We start from the raw sequence: 22,700 nt of genomic DNA on the forward strand, positions 1-22,700 counted from the left end.
ATATAGATATTCAATTAAAAATTAATCTGCTATAGTTGTATTGTTTTTTAATAAATAGAATCTAATCTCAAACGAAAGGGGAATTACCATTGAGAAAATGGACCAAATATGCTAAATATTCCTTTTTAGCTCTTCTCGGCATGGTCCTTTTGGCTGGCTGTGATCGAAGCAAATACATTGTCCTAAATCCAGAAGGCCCTGTTGGCCATGAAGAGTTACGTTTAATTATCATTTCGGTAATTTTGTGTGCAGTTGTCATTATTCCTGTTATAGGTATTTTCGTTTATATTGCTATTCGATACCGTGATACACCGGATAACAAAGCACCATATCAGCCTGAATGGGCAGATAGTAAGGTGTTGGAGGTAATTTGGTGGGGAATTCCTGTTGTTATCGTTGCAATACTTGGTGTCTTTACAGCGAAAACAACAATGAACTTAACAAAACCACCTGTGAAAGATGTTAAGCCTATTGTCATTCAAGTAACATCCTTAGATTGGAAATGGATGTTTACGTATCCTGACAAGAAAATTGCTACTGTGAATTACGCAGAAATTCCAGCTGGTGTTCCAGTTCAATTCGTTCTAACTTCTTCTGGAACAATGAATTCATTCTGGGTTCCACAGCTAGGTGGACAAGAATATACAATGCCAGGTATGTCAATGGGATTATGGCTTCAAGCTGATAAAACTGGTGAATATTTTGGCTCAGGGGCTAACTTCACTGGTAAAGGATTTGCTCACATGCAATTTAGAGTGAAATCTGTTACACAAGAAAACTTCAATAAGTGGGCAGATAAAGTGAAAAAGAACTCTCCTGCCTTAACAAATGCAGGATATAAAAACTTAGAAAAACCAGGCTTAGAAAAAGAATTAAGCTTTTCATCCTATCCAAAAGGTCTATATGAAGGCATTGTGAATAAAAACGGCGGAGAATATATGAAACATATGAATCATATGGGCGACGGCAAGTCGATGGACGGAATGGATATGAGTGGTAGTCATTCAATGGATGGAATGGATATGAAAAAATAATAAATAAGGAGGAGATCCGTTTTGGATACATCGCATTTCTTTGTCACCGGCGATCCAATGATCTATGGAGCCGATGTTTCGATTGTATTAGCAGTGGTTGCGATTGTTTTTTGCCTCACCTATTTTAAAAAATGGGGTTGGATATGGAGAGAATGGATCACAACCGTTGATCATAAAAAAATTGGTATTATGTATCTTTTAGCCGCTTTACTAATGCTCTTCCGCGGTGGAGTGGATGCCCTTTTAATGCGGGCACAGCTCGCTGTTCCAAATGCTCACTTTTTAGAGTCAGAGCATTATAATGAGATTTTTACGACTCATGGTACTATTATGATTCTATTTATGGCAATGCCATTTATGTTTGCTTTATTTAACATGGTTGTTCCTTTACAAATTGGAGCAAGAGATGTTGCTTTCCCAGCTTTAAATGCTATTAGTTTCTGGCTATTTTTCATCGGAGCAATGCTCTTTAATCTTTCGTTCGTTATTGGTGGTTCACCAAATGCTGGTTGGCTTTCTTATCCACCATTATCAGAAAGTGCATTTAGTCCAGGTCCAGGTCAAAACTACTGGATATGGGGCATTCAGATATCCGGTATCGGAAGTTTAGCGACCGGAATTAACTTTGTCGTTACGATTTTAAAAATGCGTACGCCATCTATGCGATTACGTGACATGCCACTTTTCACATGGTCTACATTGGCATCTTCTATCGCTATTTTAGGTGCGTTCCCTATTCTTACAGTAACATTAGCTATGTTAACAATTGACCGTTTATTAGGCGGACATTTCTTCACATCAACAGCTGGCGGAAATCCAATGATGTACGTCAACTTAATTTGGATGTGGGGTCACCCTGAAGTATATATCGTTGTCTTACCTGCATTCGGAGTGTTCTCTGAAGTAGTAGCAACCTTCTCGAAAAAACGTATCTTCGGTTATAGTTCCATGGTATTTTCTATGATTGCCATAAGTGTTGTTTCTTATTACACTTGGGTACACCATTTCTTTACAATGGGTGCCGGAGCCGATGTAAACATTGTCTTTGCTATTTGTACGATGATCATCGCAATTCCTACCGGAGTAAAGATATTTAACTGGCTCTTTACGATGTTTCGAGGAAGGGTGCGCATTACTCAACCGATGCTTTGGTTTTATGCATTCGTTCCGTGTTTCCTTGTCGGAGGAGCAACAGGCGTTATGCTTGCCGCAGCACCAGCGGATTATCAATATCACAACAGCTATTTCTTAATCGCCCACTTCCACCAAGTATTAATCGGTGGGGTTGTATTCGGATATTTAGCAGGTATGTATTATTGGTTCCCTAAAATCTTTGGAATTAAGTTAAATGATCGTCTTGGAAAATGGGCATTCTGGTTATGGCAAATTGGTTTCTATGTTTGCTTCATGCCTCAATATGCCCTTGGTTTCATGGGAATGACTCGTCGTATTTATACCTATAATGCTTCTGCAGGATGGGATATGGGTTGGGCACCGCTCAACATGATATCTACGGTCGGAGCATTCTTAATGGGTATCGGATTCATCTTCCAAGTATGGCAAATTGTTTATAGTATTAAACACGGTGAACGTGATGTAACCGGTGATGCTTGGGATGGTCGTACACTAGAATGGTCTATCCCGTCTCCTGCACCTGTATACAACTTTGCAATTCTACCTGAAGTAAAAGGTCGTGATGCATGGTGGTATAAAAAACAAGAAATGAAAAATGGAGACTATCAAGAAAAACCGGTTAAATACGAGCCAATTCATATGCCGAAAAACACTGGTGTTCCATTCATCATGGCATGCTTCTTCTTTATTGCCGGATTCGGATTTACATTTGAATGGATGTGGATGGGAGTTGCTGGCTTAATCGGTGTTGTAGTTACTTTATTCGTACGTTCATTCCAATATGACACAGATTACTATATTCCTGTGGAAGAGATAGAGCGAACTGAAAATGAATATAGAAATCGTGTTCTTTCAGCTCAACAAACTGCAAATTAGGAGGTTTTAAACATGCAACAAAGCGTTTCTGCTCATGTTTCTAACCACGATCATGGTCATGTAGACCAGGAAGGGTTAAAAATATTAGGTTTTTGGATTTTCCTTGTAACCGACTGTCTCCTTTTCGCGACTCTATTTGCAGCTTATGCTGTTTTGCATACTCACACAAATGGAGGATTTACAGGGAAGGAATTTGATAAACCTGGTTTTATCATTGAAACCTTTATCTTATTAATAAGTTCGTTTACAAGTGGTATAGCTGTTTTATTCATGCACAAAGGAAATAAAAAAGCACTATTGGGCTGGCTTATCGTTACAGCTGCCCTTGGTGCAGTGTTTGTGGGACTTGAAATCAACGAGTTCACTAATATGGTTCATGAAGGTGCAACTATCTCTAAGAGTGCTTTCCTTACTTCTTTCTTTACATTAGTAGGAACACACGGATTGCACGTTACCGTAGGTATCTTCTGGATGATCGGATTAATGATTCAACTATCTCGTAAAGGGATTACAACTGTAACGAAAAGAAAGATCTCTGTAATAAGTCTTTACTGGCACTTCTTAGATGCCGTTTGGATCTTCATCCTTACTGTTGTTTATTTAATGGGGGTGATGTAAATGTCAAATCATGAACATACTGCATCCATTAAAGCTTATGTAATTGGATTTATCCTATCTATTATTTTGACAATCATCCCGCTTGTACTTGTGTTAAATCATATGCTTGCAAAATCAGTGCTTTTACCTGTTATTTTAATAGCAGCCGTATTACAATTTGTTATTCAGCTCTTCTTCTTCATGCATATTCGTGATGGAGAAGGACCTCGTTACAATGTAATGGCATTAGTTTTAGGATTGATTTTCGTAGTAACAATTGTCGTAGGTGCAATCTGGATCATGTCATTTAATTCAGTTGTTCAATAAGACAAGCGGAAGTGCCTTGCACATCGGCGTACAATGGTAAATTTATTACCTGCGGGAATGACACGTGGAAATCCGCTAGCCGGTGGCTGCTTGCGCTAGACAAATACAAAACAAACACAACTTTGAAGAATGCTTCTCTTAGTGCGTCACATTGGTATCTAAGAGAAGTTCTTTCTTTATACATTGTTCAATACTGAACAAGATCATTAGACCTTATAAAGAAGGTGTAATCATGAAATTTTTTTGGCTTGCAGTTAGTTCAGCTGTATTGCTATTTATAGTAAATATTATCGGCTTTGTTGATACGATGACCAATTCTGCAATGGGGTGCGGAAGTGGTTACCCACTTTGTAATGGAAGTATATTTCCGGACTTTTCCGATTACCATTCCGTTATTGAGTATACACATCGAATAGTAGTTGGCCTTGCGAGTCTCTTATTATTTGTAGTTTCAGCAATTGCTTGGTTCCGATATAAATCTAAATCCCCTAAAATAAAATGGCTTGTGTTGTTTGCCGTAATAGGCATTCTCGGAGAATCGACTTTAGGGGCATTAACTGTTATGGTCTCCCTTTCACCATTGCTTTTGGCCGCACACTTAGGGATTGCCCTTATTTCCTTTTCTGCGGTAGTAAATATTGCATATGTTATTTTTCAGAGTGAAAGAAAGACACAGGACCATGGAAAATTACCGCTTTCCTTTACCGTTTTTTCTTGGTTCATTTTTATTTTTTCATATGCAGCAATTTACTTTGGCGGGTATGTTTCCAAAACGGGATCTGGAGCTTCTTTTCGAGGTTTTCCTTTTCCGACCGAACATGCATCGGAAGTCGGAATGGCTTTTTGGGTAGATGTCATTCATCGATCATTTGCGCTTGGATTAATCATTCTTTTTCTTATACTTATATGGAGAGCGAAAAAATTCAGCGCTATTCGGCCAGACATTTACCGTTTGAGTATTACTTGTTTTATACTTATTCTCCTTCAAGGATTAAGCGGAGCATTATTGATATACACTCATCTTAGTTTAGGTGCGGTCCTTATCCATGTTTCCATCATATCCTTACTTGTTGGTACTCTAAGCATTATTGGCTTCCATAGCAGATAAAAAATCCTAAATATAATGTTTAGGATTTTTTATTTTGTATTTGTTTTATTCTAATGTATGTTACCATCTCTATTATCACAGAACAAATCATAAAAATAAGAATTATTCCACCCCTATTTGTTAATTTTTTCGAAAAAATATTTGACAATTTTGTGATTATTGGTAGAATATTCAGTAAGGGAGATGGTATTAATGCATGAAAAAAGTCTAAAAGCTATTAAAGGATCCATTTGTGGAGTCTGTTTAGGAGTACTTATTTTTATTGCAAGTTTCTTTGTAAGCGCTGCCAGTGGTGGATATTTTTATACGGCAACAGGTGTAGGTGTTGTCATCGCTTCATTAATCACCCTTATTTTTAGTATGTCCATCATGTTGATGGAGGAAGTTACTTCAAAAGATAATAAAAATATTAAGTCTACATGACATACGTTTTTAAAATAAAGAAAGGATGGAATTCGAAAATTCCATCCTTTTATTTTTTATAAAGTTGATGATTATAAAGTTAATCCGCCGTCTACAACGACAACAGAACCAGTCATATAGCTAGCTTTATCGGAAGCCAAAAATGCAACCATTTCTGCAAGCTCTTCTGGCTGTGCATAACGTCCCATTCTCATGTTTGGTATTTCTTCTGGTACATAACCAGATTGAACAAACATTTGTTCAACGCTATTTGTTAAAGCGGTCTTCACTCCACCAGGGCAGATCGCATTCACACGAATGCCTTTTTTCACATATTCTAGAGAAGCGGATTTTGTAAGCCCTATTACTGCATGTTTGCTTGCAGAGTATACAGAAGTACTATGTTCACTTCGAACGCCTGCTGTAGAAGCTGTATTAATAATCGAACCGCATCCTTGATTTTCCATAACCTTTAATACATATTTCAAGCCTAGGAATACACCTTTAACGTTTACAGACATGATCCGATCGAATTCCGTTTCCTCAACCTCTGTAAGCGGAGCAAACTTCTGAATAATTCCTGCATTATTAAAGAACACATCAATGCGTCCAAATGTATCTACCGCTGTTTGAACATATCTTTGAACATCCTCGTCTTTCGATACATCCGCTTGTACGAAGACACCTTCTCCGCCTTGTTCTTTCACCATTTTTAATGTTTCTTCGCCTGTTTCTTGATTAAAATCCACCAGTACAACTTTTGCACCTTGTTTTGCCATCAGCAAGCTGCTTGCTCGACCAATTCCGCTTCCAGCACCAGTTATTAAGGCAATTTTATCTTTTAAATCCATCGTTCATTCCTCCTTGAACTTTGAGTTTCCATCCTTATTTTATTGCTTGTTCAAGTGTATTTATTGTACTATTCTACGGTAAATAGTACTTTTTTATCTTATTAAAATAAAAGTTGAATACGCTCTCAATTTTCTTTTAAGGGAGGCCATGGCATGAATGGTAGGATAGAAAATATTCATTACATATGTCAATTAATTTTTGAAGCTCACCATCTATCCGTTTTTTACATCAATCAATACGGAGAATTTGAATTCGAATGTTCTCCAAGTCAATTTCAAACAAGTCCCTATTACGATTCTTTGAAATTCCGTATGATGGAATATACAGCTCAACAGGAAACAATAGAAATACCCATTTTCTTTTCTTATTCCAATTTGCAATTCTTCTCTATTCATTTGAACCAAACATCTGGAGTAATCATTGTAGGTCCTTGCATTCATACAGAAATAACCGAAGAAAAAATGAATGCAATCATGGATTCATATAAAGAATTGCCTCATAAAAGAGCGCTTTTCGATTTTTATCAAGCACTCCCTGTAATAACTAGTGAACAATTTCTTACGATTGGATTGTTAACATTCTCTTTGTTCTATGAGCAGTTATTAGATAAATCGTATGTATTGAAAAAAAACAAAGAACTGGATTCCACCTTAAAATTGTCGGATCACCCTGATTTGGAGCTATCCAAGGGAAGACGGAATTTTTCCTTCCATTCGAATCTTTCCCATGAGCGTGTCTTACTTCATTATGTAAAAAACGGACAAATAGAAAAATTATCGGATGTCGTCAATTATTCCATCTTTTCCGAAGACGAACTTGGTGTTTTGTCTAAACGAAGTCGTATTAGAAGTGAGAAAAATTTGATGATAACAGGAGTTGCCCTTATTTGCAGGGCCGCCGTAGAAGGTGGATTAAATGAAGAAACAGCATTTACGTTAAGTGATTTCTATATTCAGCAGCTGGAGGAGCAAGATAATCTCAAAGCAATCCAAGCCATTATGTCGGAAGTTCTTTATGATTTCACCAATCGGGTACATCAAGCAAAAGAAAATAAATACTCTAGAACCATTACATCGTGTCTGCACTATATTTATAATCATCTTTACGAAGACATTACATTAGAGATGTTGGCAGAGCTTACACATTTAAGTCCTAATTACCTATCCAGCCTCTTTAAAAAAGAAATGGGGACATCTATAAGTCATTACATTCAAAGCCAGCGCATTGAAGAAGCGAAGAAATTATTGTCCTTAACGAAATATCCAATCTCAGATATCGGCTCTTGGCTTAATTTTAACGATCAAAGTTATTTCATTAGAGTATTTAAAAAGCATACGGGAATGACTCCGAAAAAGTATCGGGATAGTTTTCAAGAATAGGTCAAAGATATATATTTATTCAAAAAGCTTTATCTTAGGGCAACTCAAATATGAAAGTTGCCCCATTACATTGAAGAAAGTTACTGAACATTTAATACTATTTTCCCCTTATTTAATCTTTTTTCCATTAGATCATGGGCCTTTGCAGCATCACAAAGAGAATATTCATGTCCGATTTTTATTTCCAACTGCTTATTAACTAGATACGGAAAGACTTGTTGAGCTGTTTCCTTTAATAATTCCGGTCTCAATTTCCGCGTCGTTCCAAGGCTAAAACCTAAAACAGCTCTGCAGCTTGAATGTAAATCGACCGTTTTTATGTTTCCGTCCGCACCGCTTGAATTACCAAAGTGCACTAGCCTCCCATAAGGTGCTAAGCAATTTAAACTATTCTCTGTGACGGAGCCGGAAACGGAATCCAGAATAATGTCTACACCATTACCATTTGTTATTTCATTTACTTGTTCTGCAAAGTTTTCCTCTTCATAACAAATGACGTAATCGGCTCCACTTTCTTTAGCTGTTTTCATTTTTTCTTTACTGCCAACTGTTCCGATTACTTTACCAGCCCCCATAATTTTCGCTAATTGGATAGCCGTAGTCCCTACTCCTCCGGCTGCTGCATGAACTAATACTGATTCACCTTCCTGAATCCTTGCAACATTTTGGAGTAATCGATGGGATAGGAAGGAAACAACGGGACAAGCTGCAGCTGTTTGAAAGTCTAGTTCATCCGGTATCGGAAACACTAATTTTTCTGATGCAACAACGTATTGCGCGTATGATCCGTTTTTAGGAAATGCGATGACTCTTTGTCCTTCTTTTAAACTGGTAACTTGCGAACCTATTTTTTCAATATATCCTGCAGCATCTAAACCAGGTATAAACGGTATCTTTCCGCCTTTTTTTCCATATCTCGATTTAATATCTGCAAAATTCACACTCGTTTTAACGACTCTTATTAACACCTCATCCATTTCAATAGTTGGGATCTCAACATCCTCATATTGTAAAAACTCGGTGCCGCCAAATTGAGTAACCAATACTGCTTTCATTGTTCTACCACCCCTTTTACTTAATACTATGATAGAGCGTAGGAAAAGAATAGATTTAAAAATTTATATAATGCAATAAGAAATACTTATATGAATAAAAGTAATAGAGGGTGAATTTGGACACCCTCTATTTCTTCATTTCTTCTTATAAGTACCTTAACAGTGAATGGTTCCAGCTTTTTATCCGAAAAAAAGAGCAACAGCCCTATTTGGCGTTGCTCTCTTTGTTATTATTGCATCCCCACCTCGTGAAGAATGTCATTTAATGCTTTCCCTTTGTATTTCGTTTCTGGTTTTGGAGCTTTATCCAACATCCATGGATTTTGCATTAAAAAGTTGTTTACTACATATTGCATGTCTTTTTCATCTACCACTCCATCAAAATTGATATCCGCTTCACGTTTGTTTGTTTTCCAATTGGATTGAATATAAAGCGCATCTTTAATATCGATAACATTATCCTTGTTCACATCTCCTGCAGGTGAATGTTCGTAATAAAGTGCTTTCGAGTAAGGTTTAACCTCTCCATTTTCTTTCAACCCGATCGTAAAGGTTTTCTTTACAATGAAATGTCCCGGCATATCTACTTCTAATGTAAATGGTTTATCCGTCAGCGGTAGGTAAGATGATAGATGCCAAGAAAACGATGAATCACCGCCCAACGTGGTTGAATATTCTTTTCCTGTATCATCTGTCACTTTGACTTTTGCGCCTGCCTTTACATAATCCAAATCCGAAGATGGTTCATCAAGATATGGCAGCATAAATGCCTCTGCATAGACATACGATTTCATAAAAGAGTATGTTCGTTCTACTTGAAATGGAATACTAATACCAAATGCGGATTTCGCCATGCCATCCGTACTTGTATATGATACATTGAATTGTGGTAAAGATAGGGTTCCACTATTAGAATCACTTTTCACTTTATATGTGATATCTACCATTGGAACTTTTCCAGATACTCCGTTTTTTGCTGTATCACCAGTCAATGTTGCAGTAATTTTCGTTACCAAGCTTGGCTCGGTTCCTTCTTTCTGTATTTTAAGATCCTCTTTGCCGTCCAATGTCGCATGAGGCTTAATACTCACCACATCAACATTCTTCGCTTCTATATAGGAAAACTGAGCTTCTTTCATGCTTGTCATATTATTCATGGAAAGAGTAACCGTCACTGTATCGCCTGCTTTTACTGTCTGTTTATCGGCAATAGCTGCTCCATACGGAGTTCCTTGTTTCACATAGTAGAGAAATTTATTACTATAATAGTTCCTTACTGTCGCCTTATTTTCTGCATATATTTGCACTTTGAACGGTTGTATATTCGGATTCAACGGGATTTGTGCAGTGAATTTACCGTTAGAGTCTACTGGAACCGATACGCTCTTTGTTCCTCCACCAAGTCCGCCGCCGCTTCCCGGTACTGTATAGACAACTTTATTATCAGCTTGAGAGACATTCATGCCGCCAGCCTTCATCTCAGCGACACCAGGATCATAGACAGAACCTGTTAACGATACGTTTTGTTGATCCGGGCTATATTCATATACTCCAGATTCCGCACTGAGATTGAGTGTTGGCTGCGTAACGCTATAGTACACCGGAGCATCTGCACTAAAGGTTTTGCCCTGATCATTTGTCCCTACTAGCCTGATTTTGTACAACCCTGGTTTGGTTTGTTCATGATCATAGGCAATCGGGTGATCCGAATTTCCTGTTAAAGGATAATAATACCCTTCGTTCATCAAGCCTCTTAGATAGTATTCAATATTTTCATCTGCACCAGTGCCGTCCAATGTACCAAGGAATCCTATTTCTTGGTTCGTTTTCGGGTCTACAAGGAACAGATCCATCGTGCGCATATGAGATTTCAATTGGAAAAGGAGACCAACTGACCATCTTATGCCATTATATCCTGCCTCAACCGCCGTCGTAAATGCAGGTGGATCTACTGCGATATGATCGATTCCTTCTTTCACTGTATGAATCGCAAACGGAACTTGGTATGTTTCTTCTTGGTTATCCTTGTTTGTGTACGTGATATACCCTTCATACGTGCCTAATGCAGCCGTTTTCGGAACATCAATAAAAACATTGGTATTCTGTTTCGAATTTGCTTTTACTGTAATTTCCTTATCCTCTGAGATTTGAACACCATTTACAGTTGCATCCTTAGAACCTCTTCGGTCGGTCTGGAACTGAACGTCCACTTTAAATGTTTTTTCCTGCTCACTATTGTTATAGATAACTAGAGTGCGCTTATCTTTCACATTTTTGCCGTTAGGCGCAATAGTACCAAAGCTAAGTGCACCGGTATTGTTTTTAATCGTTTTAATTCCTTTACTAGCCAGAGTAGTAATGTCATCTGTATTTCCTGAGGTTTTGCCCAGTGTTTCCGTCCTATCTTCCACTTGGATCTCGGTTTGGGTGTGAACTGCCTCGTATGGGTTGACACGCCCTGCCCCTACCTCGAATACGCTATAATCACCATTTAATGGATCTGCCGTGTTCATGAGTGTTGTTTTGATATCAGCAGGTGTCATCTTTGGATGAGCTTGCTTTAAAAGTGCTGCTACTCCCGAAACATTTGGAGTCGCCATAGATGTGCCTGATAAGCGTTCATATGCATATTGATATTTCCCGACTTGGTCCTGGCCATGCATATAGGAAGGCACTGTTGAGAAGATTGAAACCCCTGGTGCGGTTACTTCCGGTTTAATATCATAAAGGACACGAGATGGGCCGCGAGAACTGAAATCTGCCAGCTTATCTCCTTGGGTTACCTCTTGGCTCATATCATCAAAAGAGAAGGTTGCGTTTCCAGAAGCTAGCTTTTCCTTCATCACATTCCCTTGTTCATTACTTAAAGAAAATATCGGAATATAGTTAAACCCTTCTCCTAAATATACATCCTGTAATGGCGGGTTTGTATTGTATAAAAGAACTGCCTTTGCTCCATTTTGTTTTGCTGTATTCATAATATTGTTAATGTCGAGAGTTCCTCGAGCCACAAGGACAAGTTTTCCCTTTACATCTTTGTTTTTATAAAAAGTTGCACCACCAGGTCCCACATCTATGATTGGCAAGTTTTGTCCCTTAAAATCCTCTATTTTATCACTAAACCCACTGGATACCAGTTTCAAATCAGTTGATACATCCGAGTCTGCATGCAAAGTCCCTTTATATGTCGGAACCGTGACAGGTGTATCGCTTGCTCCGACAGTGATTGCTAACGGAGAAGTGCCTGGAGCACCTAGTGTATACATGTTATTACCTGAGTTTCCTGCAGCAACAACCGTTGTAACTCCTGCTAGTACGGCATTATTAACGGCAATGCTTGTCACATACAACGGATCGTTATAATTAGCGCCAAGAGACATACTAATTATGTCCATACCGTCCGTAACTGCTTTATCAATCCCTGCTAAAATAGCGGATGATGAACCGGAGCCATATGGACCTAACACCCGATAGGAATAGATATCGGCATCCGGTGCAATTCCTTCTACTGCATAATCGGTATTATTTTTTCCTTGACCGGCAATAATTCCAGCCACATGTGTCCCATGCTCGGTATAGTAAGTTTCACCGTTAGCTATTTCCAGCTGCCCAGACTTCAACCAATCATCATATGTCGTTTCCATCGGATCATTATCATTATCAACGAAATCATATCCCCCTTTATAAGCTCCTTGTAAATCTGGATGATTGTAGTCGATTCCTGTATCAAGAATACCAATCTTTACACCTTTTCCGGTGAATCCCTCTTGATGAAGTTTTTCGATGCCAGGAAAGGTTACCATCGTATGAGTCTCTGCCTGGTTCTTTGATTCCTGCTCCGTAACTGGCGGTTCTATCTGTACTTGCATGTCACTCCATACAGTCTTTACTACTTTGGATTGAAGCAATGCCTTTGCCTTGTTAGCGGGAAGTGTCATAGCAACACCATTAAATGCATGCTTGTATTCTCGCCTAATCGTGTAAGGGTTCTTCTTTACTTTCAACTCATTTTTGAAAATCGTTTTTAAATTGTTTTGAAATGTTTCATGTGCTGTATCTACTCTCTGCTTTGCCTTAGCAGAAGAAAGAGTTTTGCCTTCTGCTTGGGCTTCTAACACTGCGGTTATTTCGGGCTTGTCCTTAAATTCTACAATGACGGAAACGGGAGCATCACTTTTTAGATTAATCTCAGGAGATAATTGAAGGCCTCCTTGGTCGCTCGTTTTAAGTTGTTTAATAGCTTCTCTTTGAGCAGGCGTTAAGTTTGATAATACTTGTTCAATTGATGGTGATGATTTTGCTAGTACTGAAGAATGGATGCTGATATTTGGTAAAGTGCCACCAAACAGAACTCCTGTGCTAAGCGCAAATATAGCCGTACTCTTTAAAAACTTCCTCCTCATATCTATTTCCCCTCTTCCTGTGTTAGTTACATCCTCATTTTATATAAGGTTGATGGAATTTTATTTTTTGAAAAATTCTATCAACACTATTTTTTTAAGTAAACAGGAATTTTAAATGGAGTTAATCTATGACACATATAATTCTTGCCTTCTTTAATAGAACCTATTTATAAGCGCAGCAAAATACACCGTGTCACTTTGTAAGTTTATTTGGAAGTATTTCATTAAACTCATCTATACTTAATAATTTTTTATATCTTTCCGCATGTTCAACTGTCGCAAAAAATCTGTATTCCCAATAGATAAGAAGACATTGTTTAAATCTTTCTGTAATACCGATTTCCTTTGCGGCATAAGCTACATCCAACACCTCGTCCAACCCTTCCGAATACCTTTTGCAGGCAAAATAGTACATGGCATAGGCATAACGAAAACGTAGGTACATTTGCTTCTGATGGGGATGAATATTTGCGGCCCAGTCTTTGATAATCTCTTGAAATCTATCCAACAATTGCTCAACATCCTCTAATCTATGCAGATGGACATATGCCTCCAACACTCGCGGTAAACCGGCAAACATATCATCCCTGCCTTCTAACCAGCTTAAATACTTATCAGCATAGTCGAAATGACCAAAATCTAAAAAAGCACAAAATCGATTTCCTATAGCGGCATCTGCATAATATTCACTAACTTTCTCATATCGTTTTATTAGATTTAATACTTCTTCTAATGTTCCTCCAAGGCGTGGCAATGCAAGGCTCTGATACACAAGGGCTCTTCCATAATGTTCTCCTTCTTTAGCCATTTTTTCTAATTTACGAGCATAGTAGAAAGTCTTTTTCCATTCCTGCTGCAGATAAAACGTAGCAGTAATCCAAACATAGGATAATATCTGAAATTCCTCTGGCATATAAGCTATATGCTCTAACAAATGCCCTAGGGCGTATTGTCCTTCTTCGGTTAAACGAACTATATAAAACCTTCTAAAATAACAAATTGCTACTTCTTGCGAAAAGTGATCAGGCATGTTCTCTATGATAAATTCATACAGTGACAATGCCTGTTCTTCCATTCCTTCTACAAAAAGCTGCTCTGCCACAGAAAAAATGCGAACGAAGTTTTTGTTTCGGATCGTTTTTGATCTCTCCTCCAATACTGCATCCAAAATAAAGTGAAGTTGTTCTCTATACCCCATAACAGCACATTTATATAAGAATTGCTCACTTTTTCGTTTATCCAAATTTCTGCTTTCATTAAAGCATTCCTCAACATAATAAGGATATAAAGCACCTTCATTAAGTCTTAATGCAAGAGTGATTTTGTCCAAATTGTGCAAGGAAAGTGACTGTTTATGATGGAAAATACGACTTAATTCACTTATATGGATATTCGATTCTTTTGCTAGTTGAGTCATATTCCTGTTTTGCTCCTGCATATGGTGCAAAATATTATGTAACAAAGTTATATTCAATTTACATACCTTCTTTTTTCTTAGATTAAATAGAGGGAAAATCCTATCAATACATAGGAGAATGCTAGAAAGAAAAGATTGATCCGTATTTATTATCTACTTTTCTTTTGAATATAATTTTTAAATATTCTGCCATCAAGAGTACATTGTAGTATATCTGACTTACGCGCTTAATTTTAGGAAATTCTTTATATAGAGAAAATAAACAATGTAATTGCGATCGCAAAAGAAATTTATTACATGTGCTATAATTCTCGGCACTTAATAACCAGATTACTAACGCTTTAAGAGAAGCACTGGTCAATCAAATTATGCTATGATAGGAATAAAAGACAAGAATAGGTGAACACGACAATGGAAGATGTACTGGAAATCATCGTCCGCTCTACTGAAATCGATGTGAACGGACATGTGAACAATGCTAAGTATTTAGAATATCTTGAATGGGGCCGTGAAAATTGGTATGAGAATGCCGGTCTTCCGTATGATCGGTTTCTTGAAATGGGAATCCAAACGGTAACGGTGAACATTAACATCAATTACCGGAAAGAATGCAGACAAAATGATAGGCTTTCGATTCATACGAAGCCTGAAAAGATCGGCGGAAGCAGTTATGTATTACGTCAGGAAATTTACAATCAACATGGTGAAAAGTGTGCCGATGCACTTGTAACAAGCGTAGCTATGGATGCAGCAACACGAAAAAGCAGGGAAGTTCCGGATGAATTACGGTCATTATTTGTAAAGCCATAAAAGAATTTGGCACCCTTTCTATAAGGGTGTCAAACTTTTAAACGATATATAATAGGACAATAACAAGTGAAAACAGTAATCTGATTATATGATGTTTTATATTTATTTTTCCGTAAAGATGATTTCCATTTGCGATAGATAATATATGCAGCAGGACAAAACAAAAGATTAGTATAATAATTGAATTTGGAATAATATTTACAAATATTGAACTAACCATAACGATTATACCTACGATTGTCATTCCAATCGCCGACCATGTTGGAATATTTCTTTTTCGACATTGCAAGGAGCCGGCTAATGTGGATAATGCACCATATCCAAAAGTTAACACCTTTGCTATCCATAACAAAATCATACTCACATACCCCCTATCTTTTTACATTTTCATTAAAATATGCGGGGTTAACCCCATGTCAACAACCTTTTTAGGATGTGATAAAAATGAGAATTGGAGAATTTATTGCTTATTTAAATACAACAAAAGATACTGTGAGACATTATGAAGATTTGCAGTTACTGACCCCAAAATGGAAAGGCAGCATGAAAGATTATGGAGAAAAAGAAATTCAAGATTATCAGGTTATTAAGGAGTTTAAAAGCTTGGGGTTGAGTCTTAAAGAAATTCAATTGTTATTCAAGTTGAAACATTCATTTGGATGTGGAGATTCCCAGTTTATTAACGAAGTTGTCATACAGTTAACGAACCATTTAGAAGTACTTCGTCAGGAAGAAGAAGAAATTAAAAACAGAAGAATTCAGCTAGAAAAACAGTTGGATGAAATAAAGGAATTATTATAAATATTAAAGTATAATGTGCAAATTGAATTTGTTTAATAAAAATTCATACCAATGCTGAAATTTATAAACACTAACAAAATATATCAATCATTGCAGATACTGTTTGCTTCAAGTTAGGAGGATTTAAAATGAAATTAATCGCTATTGATTTGGACGGAACTTTGTTATCAGAGGACGGGACTATTAGCTCTACAAATGCCGAGGCCATTCGTGATGTTCAAAAACAGGGGGACATCATAACCATTTGTTCAGGAAGGTCTCTTCATGATACGCAAGCGATTCTTGAAAATGCTGGTATTGATTGCCCTGTTATTACCGGAAATGGCGCGATTGCTTATCATGGAAATGAGATTATCCGAAAACTGATTATACCTGATAATGTTATATTAGAGCTTATTCCTTTTTTAGAATCAGAAGGCTTTTACTTTGAGTTATATACAAACCAAGGAATTCATCTTTTAACAAAAGGAAAAGAACAGTTGGATGAAGAAATTCGCTCACTACTCGAAAAAGATGCGAATTTTCCTTTCGAGTGGGCAAACAAAGAAAGAGATATTCAATTTCAGCAATTCGGTTTACACTACATAAATGATTACAAGGATATCAATATTCCCGAATTAGAAGTATATAAAATTTTTGTGTTGTCTTTTAATCGAGAAAAACTAGTACAACTTGAAAATAATTTAAGAAACCGCCAAGATATATCCCTTACTTCTTCTGGTAGCACTAAGTTAGAAATTGCTCACGCAGAGGTAAGCAAAGGAAATGCATTAACCTATATGGCAAACTTTTTAAACATCCCTCTAAAAGATACAGTGGCAATAGGTGACAATTTAAACGATATTTCTATGTTCAAGGTTGCAGGAATGAGCATTGCCATGGGAAATGCCGTTGAAGAGGCGAAAAAGATTAGCACCTATACTACTAAGAAATTTAATGAAGACGGAGTAGCCTACGCTTTGCGGAATTATGTAATGGAAACTTAAGTAGGAAAAGTAACGGAGATTTTACTAAGGTTTTTTTTCTGGAGGACAAAAAACTAAAATAACATTTGAAATCACAATAAATTTGCAAAGAAAAAAACTGCAGTTTTTATAAAAATCGCAGTTTTTTTCTTTATTTATCAACTGTTTACCGTGTGATTATTAAACACCAACTATTCGGAAAAGCTGAATAGTTCAACCCTAAATAGGTTGAATATCTGGTAGAAATATCTTTTAATATGGTTCTGTTATAACTAAAATATAGATTTTACCTTGTTTGAAAAATAAACGGAAAAATTCCGTTTAAATTTGGAAATACTCCTATTTCCTTAAAAATAAGAGGAGGTTTTCCGTTTATCTTATCGAAATCCTTAGATTTTGTCCTATTTAGAGCAGTTAATCGGAATATTTCCGCTTATATCTACTTCTTTAGCCTCCCTTATATACAATAGCCGGAAAATCTCCGCCTATCAATTCTCATACCTTAACGAAAATCAACAATGAAAAATAATAGAGACTCTGATATAAAAAATGAACATAAAATCAGTAATCAAAATCGCAGAAAAATAGCATTGTACAACAGTTAATGTACAAGGTGTAATTCAATGCTAAATCGGGTACGATTTTAATAATAAATGGCTTAGCATTAACAAAAAAACACCTACTCAAACAATACGAGTAAGTGTACGATTTACTTATTTTGTTCCCTTCAAGAGAACCCGTTATGATTTTACCGTTGCCTTATTCATCTTTATTTTATTTTTTCAAAACAGGAAGATGCGCTTGCTTGAATAACTTTATTTAATGCATCAATATTTGCTTTCCCTTGTGTTTGCAACCATTCTCTAGCTTTTTCTACACCCTCATTGGCGTAAACCTGCACTCCATCCTTCCAGGTAGCTCTGCCACATAGAACTCCATTAAAATCGGAACCTGCTTCATTAGCAAAACGTAATGTTTCTTGGAACATTTCCGCACTTACTCCGGCACTTAGGAAGATAAATGGTAAATCCGTTGATTCACTTTGCTTTTTGAAATATTGCTGTGCTTCTTCCTTTGTGTATACTGCTTCTGTTCCGTAACCTTCCACATAGTCCATATTGACAGGCACTTCTACCTTTAATACATCTACATTATATTTTGGTTTAGAGAATTCTACCATCATATCATTTACTTTATGAGGTTTCACTTTTGCATACTCTTTGATTTTTACATCCTCGATTTTACTGTCATAGGACACTAATTCCAAAAAGAATGGGATGTCTTCCGCTGCACATTCAGAACCAATCCTTTCAACAAATGCATGCTTTTGGTCATTAATTTCCGCTGGTTCGTCGATATCGTAGTAAAGTAAGAATTTCACAGCGTCTGCTCCCTCTTCTTTGATTCTTCGAGCAGACCAAATTGGTAAAAGATCAGGGAATCTTCCCGGTTTTGTTGCATCGTAGCCAGTTTTTTCATATGCGATGAGCAATCCTGCATTCGCATCCCGCTTTTTCGCTGCAGGTAAACCATATTCCGGATCTAATAGAATGGAAGATGCATAGGGTGTTAAAATTTCCGATACAAGCTCTTTAAATTCTTCCATTGCTGCTTGTGTTCCTTTTTCCCCCATCATTTTCTTTAACGCACCTCGTTGATCAATAGCAAGAGCACTGATGATTCCTTGATCGTTCATTAAATTTTGCAAAGCTTTTCTTTTATTCTCGCTAACTATTCTCATTTTCTAGCTCTCCTTTTATTGCAATTTTTCTGTAAACATTTGATAGATTTCTTCAGAACTGTTAGCCTGATGTAATTGATCGATAAATTCTTGATGAATTAATAGCTTTGAAACCTCTGATAAATAGCGTAAGTGATCATTGCCTTTGCCCTTAGGAATAAACATGGCAATGACGATATTCGTTGGATGACCATCAAGAGCATTCCAATCAACGCCTTCATTTAATTTCAAAATCACAATGCTCGCTTTCCGAATACTATCAAGCTCGGTATGCGGAATAGCAATACCTTGCTCCATCCCGGTTGTGCTTAATTTTTCTCTTGCCATGAATCCTTCTACAACTGCTTTTGAATCACTGCTGATATGATTTGCCACAGAGATTTCTGCTAATTTTTCAAACACTTCATGTTGAGATACTGCTTGAACATTACAATGAATATTTCGAATTTCTAGTACAGAATCTAAGCTCTTCGATTCATTTACTTCTTGTGTTACTTGATCAGATTGCTTATCTTTTGCCACTGTTCTTTTTTGATCCCAAGCCATTAAGAGTCCACTTACGAGAGAACCAATTAAAATAGCTAGAACCCATAGGAACGCATGAGTAACGATTGGTAATACGATAAATCCGCCATGCGGTGCAGGAACTTGCACTTTAAAAAGATAAGTTAAGATAGCTGCAATCGAAGAACCTAGCATAAGGATTGGGATTACTTTAATAGGTTTCTTTGCCGCAAATGGAATGGCTCCTTCTGTAATATGAGTAGAACCAAGAAGGAAATTCACATATCCTGCACTGCGGTCACTTGCTGAATAGGCTTTTCCGCCAAATAGGACTGCAAAACCAGTAGCTAATGGTGGTGCAATACATGCTGCTGAAACACCAGCCATAAAGAAGTAATTTCCTTGCGCTAACAAAGCTGTACCTGTAACATATGCTGCTTTATTAACAGGACCACCCATATCAAATGCACTCATACAGCCAACAATTAATCCTAATAGGATTGGGCTTGAATTTTGAAAACCACTTAAGAAGGACATCATTCCTTTATTTATTGCTTCCATTGGAGAGGATAGGAACCACATGGCAAAGCCGGCAATAAAGATTCCCAACACCGGGAAAAGGAAAATGGCTTTTAAACCATCCAGTTGCTTAGGCAATCCTTTGAGGACATGCGCTAACCCAAGCATGATATACCCAGTTAGAAAACCTCCGACAATACCGCCCAAAAATCCAGTACCATTCATATAGGCAATCATTCCGACAATAAAACCGATAATAAGACCCGGTCTTTTCGCAATAGATTCCGCAATATACGCACATAGAATAGGTACCATTAAATTCATGGAAACCCCGCCGATTGTTTTTAAGTAATAGGCGAATTGGTTATATTCAGGACTTTTCGGGTCTGCAGAATTAATTCCGAACATAAAAGATATAGCTACCATAACACCTCCGGCTACTACAAGAGGAAGCATATGGGATACACCGTTCATAAGAGAAACATAGAGGCTATGCCAAAGTGATGTTTTTTGGCTGCCTTGCCCCGATTGATTCTGAGTTCTAGCTTGACCATCTTTATATTTTGGAACATTACCAGATAAAATTTCGTCAATTAATTTATCAGGCTCTTTAATTCCTTTACTTACAGAAACATTGATTACAGGCTTGCCAATAAATCGATCTGCATGGACATCTTTATCGGCTGCAATAATGACTCCATCAGCATCCTCTATCTCCGCATCTGTTAACGCATTTTTTATTCCTTCTTGACCATGTGTTTCTACTTTAATCGTTATGCCTCTTTTTTTCGCAGCTTCTTCTAATGCCTCTTGTGCCATATAAGTGTGAGCAATTCCTGTAGGACATCCCGTAGCGGCGATAATCTTATATGTTTTCATTTATACAACCTCCTTTTTTAATTGAATTTGCTCTTTTAGCAGTGGTATATCTTCCAAATTGCTTAAACCTGCTGTAAAAGCGGTAGAGGATCCGGCAGCTGTGGCGCTAATTAATGCATCCTCTAAATCACCGGTTTGTAACATCTTCCCTACAAATACGGCAAGCATTGTATCCCCGGCACAAGCGGTATTCACCACTTTTCCACGTGGTGCCGTAGTAAATAAAACATTCTCTTTATCAACATACAAAGCACCTTTTTCACCGCGAGAAACCAATACTCTCATAGCTCCTTTATCTAAGAGTTTTTGTGCGGCATTCACAAGCTCCTGTTCTGTTTCTAGCTTTGGAACTCCTAATAAATGAGCTAATTCTTCATCATTCGGTTTGATTAAATATGGATGGTACGGTAAACAATCTATTAATCTATCGGAACTGATATCCAGAATTAAGGAAAAACCCTGTTCCTGAGAGAGTTTTGCGATCGTTACAAAAATTTCATCCTTTATTCCTTTAGGCAGGCTTCCAGAAACGAATAGCATGTCTTCACTCGTGAAAGTTTTTATATATTGAAGCAGCTCTTCCTGTGCTTTTAGGCTAATTTCAGGGCCCTTATTGACTGCTTTATATTCCAATTCCCCTGACCTAATAAAGGTGTTTATTCTCGTGATTCCATCTACTTTAATAAAATTTACATCAATAGAATGTTTGATTAGTTCCTGTTCGATATATTTTCCGGTGAACCCGCCTAAAAATCCAGTGGCAGTACTATCAATATTCAACTTTTTTAACATAAAAGAAATATTAATTGCCTTCCCATTCGCTTGATAATCTTCGAATTTACTGCGATTTACTACAAAGGGAGAAAACTGTTCAAACTCTGTAAATAAATCAATGGCTGGGTTCATCGTACAAGTATAAATCATGTCTGTTCCCTTCTTTCCTTGCTGCCCTAATGATTCACTTTATACTCTAATTGTGGCACAATAAGTTATGTAAATGTTTACAATATTAAACGTTTTCATTGTAAAACTTTTCATTATGGAGATGGTAGCTGTGTCACAGACATTTTTAAATAGAGCGAAGAACCAATACAACACTCTAAGTGAAACCGAACGATATTTAGTCGATTATATTAAGCAGCATTTAGATACCATTCCACAAATCTCCATTGTAAAACTAAGCGAACAGGCAAATGTGTCAACCGCTACGATTGTTCGTACGATGCAAAAATTAGGGTATAGCGGTTTTACTGCCTTTAAAATACATTTAAAGGATGATTTTGATTCTAGTACGGAGTTTTCCATTGTGGAAAAGATCGATAAAAAGATTCAAGAAGCTATATTAAAAAATGAACAAGAAGTTGTAAAAACGATTCAGTTACTGGATAGCGGAACCATTGAGGATGCTCTTCAAAAGATCATTCATTCTAGGAAAATAATCCTTTTTGCCCGCGGCTTCTCGGAGTTGATTGCAAAGGAAATGATGGTGAAATTTCAGCTCCTGGGTAAAAGCTGTGAGCTGCATGATGATCCGAATATTATAAGAACAATCAGCAAGAAAATCGATAAAAAAGATATTGTTATTTTTGTTTCACTAAATGGAAAAACAGAGGAATTGGTAGAGGCTGCCCGTAACTGTCAAGAAAATGGTGTAAGCACCCTTCTTCTAACATGTAATCAAAACAGTCCTTTATATGAGCTTTGTGAAATCTCTCTCGTTGGCTTTAAGTCGGAGATCTCCTACTTTCCGGAATATGAGGTGCGATCACGTTTACCTATTCAAGTAATGGCCCGTATCATTTTAGATGCTTATGCGATTCGGACAGAGGGAAAGATTAGCTAAAGGAATGATGTTTCCACTCAAAAAAGCAACTTCCAACATAATGGTTAGTTGCTT

Annotated in this window: 19 protein-coding genes; 11 read left to right on the plus strand and 8 right to left on the minus strand. The window is 37.1% G+C overall.

Features of this window, described 5'->3' with window-relative positions; genetic code table 11:
* Positions 1-140 precede the first annotated feature (140 nt).
* The 6 genes from NSQ59_RS24545 (at position 141) to NSQ59_RS24570 (ending at position 5,499) form a co-directional block, all read left to right on the plus strand.
* Positions 141-1,034, plus strand: coding sequence for a ubiquinol oxidase subunit II (locus tag NSQ59_RS24545; protein ID WP_055741894.1), 894 nt, complete (start codon positions 141-143; stop codon positions 1,032-1,034).
* 57 nt (positions 1,035-1,091) lie between these two features.
* Entirely contained in the window at positions 1,092-3,044 is a 1,953-nt protein-coding gene (locus NSQ59_RS24550; RefSeq protein WP_055741893.1) for a cbb3-type cytochrome c oxidase subunit I, read from the plus strand.
* A gap of 12 nt (positions 3,045-3,056) precedes the next feature.
* Positions 3,057-3,662: a cytochrome o ubiquinol oxidase subunit III gene (gene cyoC / locus NSQ59_RS24555; protein ID WP_055741789.1), complete on the plus strand. Its 606-nt coding sequence runs from the start codon at positions 3,057-3,059 to the stop codon at positions 3,660-3,662.
* Complete coding sequence (locus NSQ59_RS24560) at positions 3,663-3,968, plus strand: cytochrome o ubiquinol oxidase subunit IV (protein ID WP_055741788.1); 306 nt, start codon at positions 3,663-3,665, stop codon at positions 3,966-3,968. It abuts the gene before it with no gap.
* A 232-nt stretch (positions 3,969-4,200) separates the two neighbouring features.
* Complete coding sequence (locus NSQ59_RS24565) at positions 4,201-5,076, plus strand: COX15/CtaA family protein (RefSeq protein ID WP_055741787.1); 876 nt, start codon at positions 4,201-4,203, stop codon at positions 5,074-5,076.
* A 192-nt stretch (positions 5,077-5,268) separates the two neighbouring features.
* Positions 5,269-5,499, plus strand: a complete 231-nt coding sequence (locus NSQ59_RS24570) for a hypothetical protein (RefSeq protein WP_055741786.1) — start codon at positions 5,269-5,271, stop codon at positions 5,497-5,499.
* Between the two features lie 71 nt (positions 5,500-5,570).
* On the opposite strand, the gene NSQ59_RS24575 is transcribed toward NSQ59_RS24570, so the two are convergent.
* Positions 5,571-6,329, minus strand: coding sequence for an SDR family NAD(P)-dependent oxidoreductase (locus NSQ59_RS24575; protein WP_055741785.1), 759 nt, complete (start codon positions 6,327-6,329; stop codon positions 5,571-5,573).
* Between the two features lie 153 nt (positions 6,330-6,482).
* Between NSQ59_RS24575 and NSQ59_RS24580 the strand changes: the two genes are divergently transcribed.
* On the plus strand, positions 6,483-7,709 hold the full coding sequence (locus NSQ59_RS24580; protein WP_126648958.1) for a helix-turn-helix domain-containing protein: 1,227 nt from the start codon (positions 6,483-6,485) through the stop codon (positions 7,707-7,709).
* A gap of 80 nt (positions 7,710-7,789) precedes the next feature.
* Here the strand turns inward: NSQ59_RS24580 and NSQ59_RS24585 are convergent, their stop codons facing one another.
* The 3 genes from NSQ59_RS24585 to NSQ59_RS24595 form a co-directional block, all read right to left on the minus strand.
* Positions 7,790-8,764, minus strand: a complete 975-nt coding sequence (locus NSQ59_RS24585) for a quinone oxidoreductase family protein (protein ID WP_055741783.1) — start codon at positions 8,762-8,764, stop codon at positions 7,790-7,792.
* A gap of 230 nt (positions 8,765-8,994) precedes the next feature.
* The gene (locus NSQ59_RS24590) at positions 8,995-13,167 is read right to left on the minus strand and encodes a S8 family serine peptidase (protein ID WP_055741782.1); all 4,173 of its coding nucleotides are present in this window, start codon (positions 13,165-13,167) and stop codon (positions 8,995-8,997) included.
* A gap of 193 nt (positions 13,168-13,360) precedes the next feature.
* Positions 13,361-14,641: a hypothetical protein gene (locus NSQ59_RS24595; RefSeq protein ID WP_340832969.1), complete on the minus strand. Its 1,281-nt coding sequence runs from the start codon at positions 14,639-14,641 to the stop codon at positions 13,361-13,363.
* A gap of 354 nt (positions 14,642-14,995) precedes the next feature.
* Between NSQ59_RS24595 and NSQ59_RS24600 the strand changes: the two genes are divergently transcribed.
* Positions 14,996-15,394 carry an acyl-CoA thioesterase gene (locus NSQ59_RS24600; protein WP_055741780.1) on the plus strand — a complete coding sequence of 133 codons (399 nt, stop codon included), beginning with the start codon at positions 14,996-14,998 and terminating at the stop codon, positions 15,392-15,394.
* Between the two features lie 37 nt (positions 15,395-15,431).
* Here the strand turns inward: NSQ59_RS24600 and NSQ59_RS24605 are convergent, their stop codons facing one another.
* Complete coding sequence (locus NSQ59_RS24605; RefSeq protein WP_055741779.1) at positions 15,432-15,752, minus strand: hypothetical protein; 321 nt, start codon at positions 15,750-15,752, stop codon at positions 15,432-15,434.
* Positions 15,753-15,838: 86 nt separating this feature from the next.
* On the opposite strand from NSQ59_RS24605, the gene NSQ59_RS24610 reads away from it, so the two are divergent.
* A complete protein-coding gene (locus tag NSQ59_RS24610) occupies positions 15,839-16,195 on the plus strand; it encodes a MerR family transcriptional regulator (protein ID WP_055741778.1) in 357 nt (118 codons plus the stop codon).
* Between the two features lie 128 nt (positions 16,196-16,323).
* Positions 16,324-17,181 (plus strand): Cof-type HAD-IIB family hydrolase, encoded by an 858-nt coding sequence (locus NSQ59_RS24615; protein WP_055741777.1) that lies wholly within the window; start codon positions 16,324-16,326, stop codon positions 17,179-17,181.
* 748 nt (positions 17,182-17,929) lie between these two features.
* On the opposite strand, the gene lacD is transcribed toward NSQ59_RS24615, so the two are convergent.
* The 3 genes from lacD to pfkB are packed head-to-tail and all read right to left on the minus strand — an operon-like array spanning position 17,930 to position 21,727.
* Positions 17,930-18,901, minus strand: a complete 972-nt coding sequence (gene lacD, locus NSQ59_RS24620; RefSeq protein WP_055741776.1) for a tagatose-bisphosphate aldolase — start codon at positions 18,899-18,901, stop codon at positions 17,930-17,932.
* A 15-nt stretch (positions 18,902-18,916) separates the two neighbouring features.
* Complete coding sequence (locus tag NSQ59_RS24625) at positions 18,917-20,803, minus strand: fructose-specific PTS transporter subunit EIIC (protein ID WP_055741775.1); 1,887 nt, start codon at positions 20,801-20,803, stop codon at positions 18,917-18,919.
* Entirely contained in the window at positions 20,804-21,727 is a 924-nt protein-coding gene (pfkB, locus tag NSQ59_RS24630; protein WP_055741774.1) for a 1-phosphofructokinase, read from the minus strand.
* A gap of 130 nt (positions 21,728-21,857) precedes the next feature.
* On the opposite strand from pfkB, the gene NSQ59_RS24635 reads away from it, so the two are divergent.
* Positions 21,858-22,646 (plus strand): MurR/RpiR family transcriptional regulator, encoded by a 789-nt coding sequence (locus NSQ59_RS24635; RefSeq protein WP_244885897.1) that lies wholly within the window; start codon positions 21,858-21,860, stop codon positions 22,644-22,646.
* Positions 22,647-22,700: the final 54 nt, after the last annotated feature.

Source organism: Margalitia sp. FSL K6-0131, from assembly GCF_038008735.1.
Classification (GTDB): domain Bacteria; phylum Bacillota; class Bacilli; order Bacillales; family Bacillaceae_C; genus Margalitia; species Margalitia shackletonii.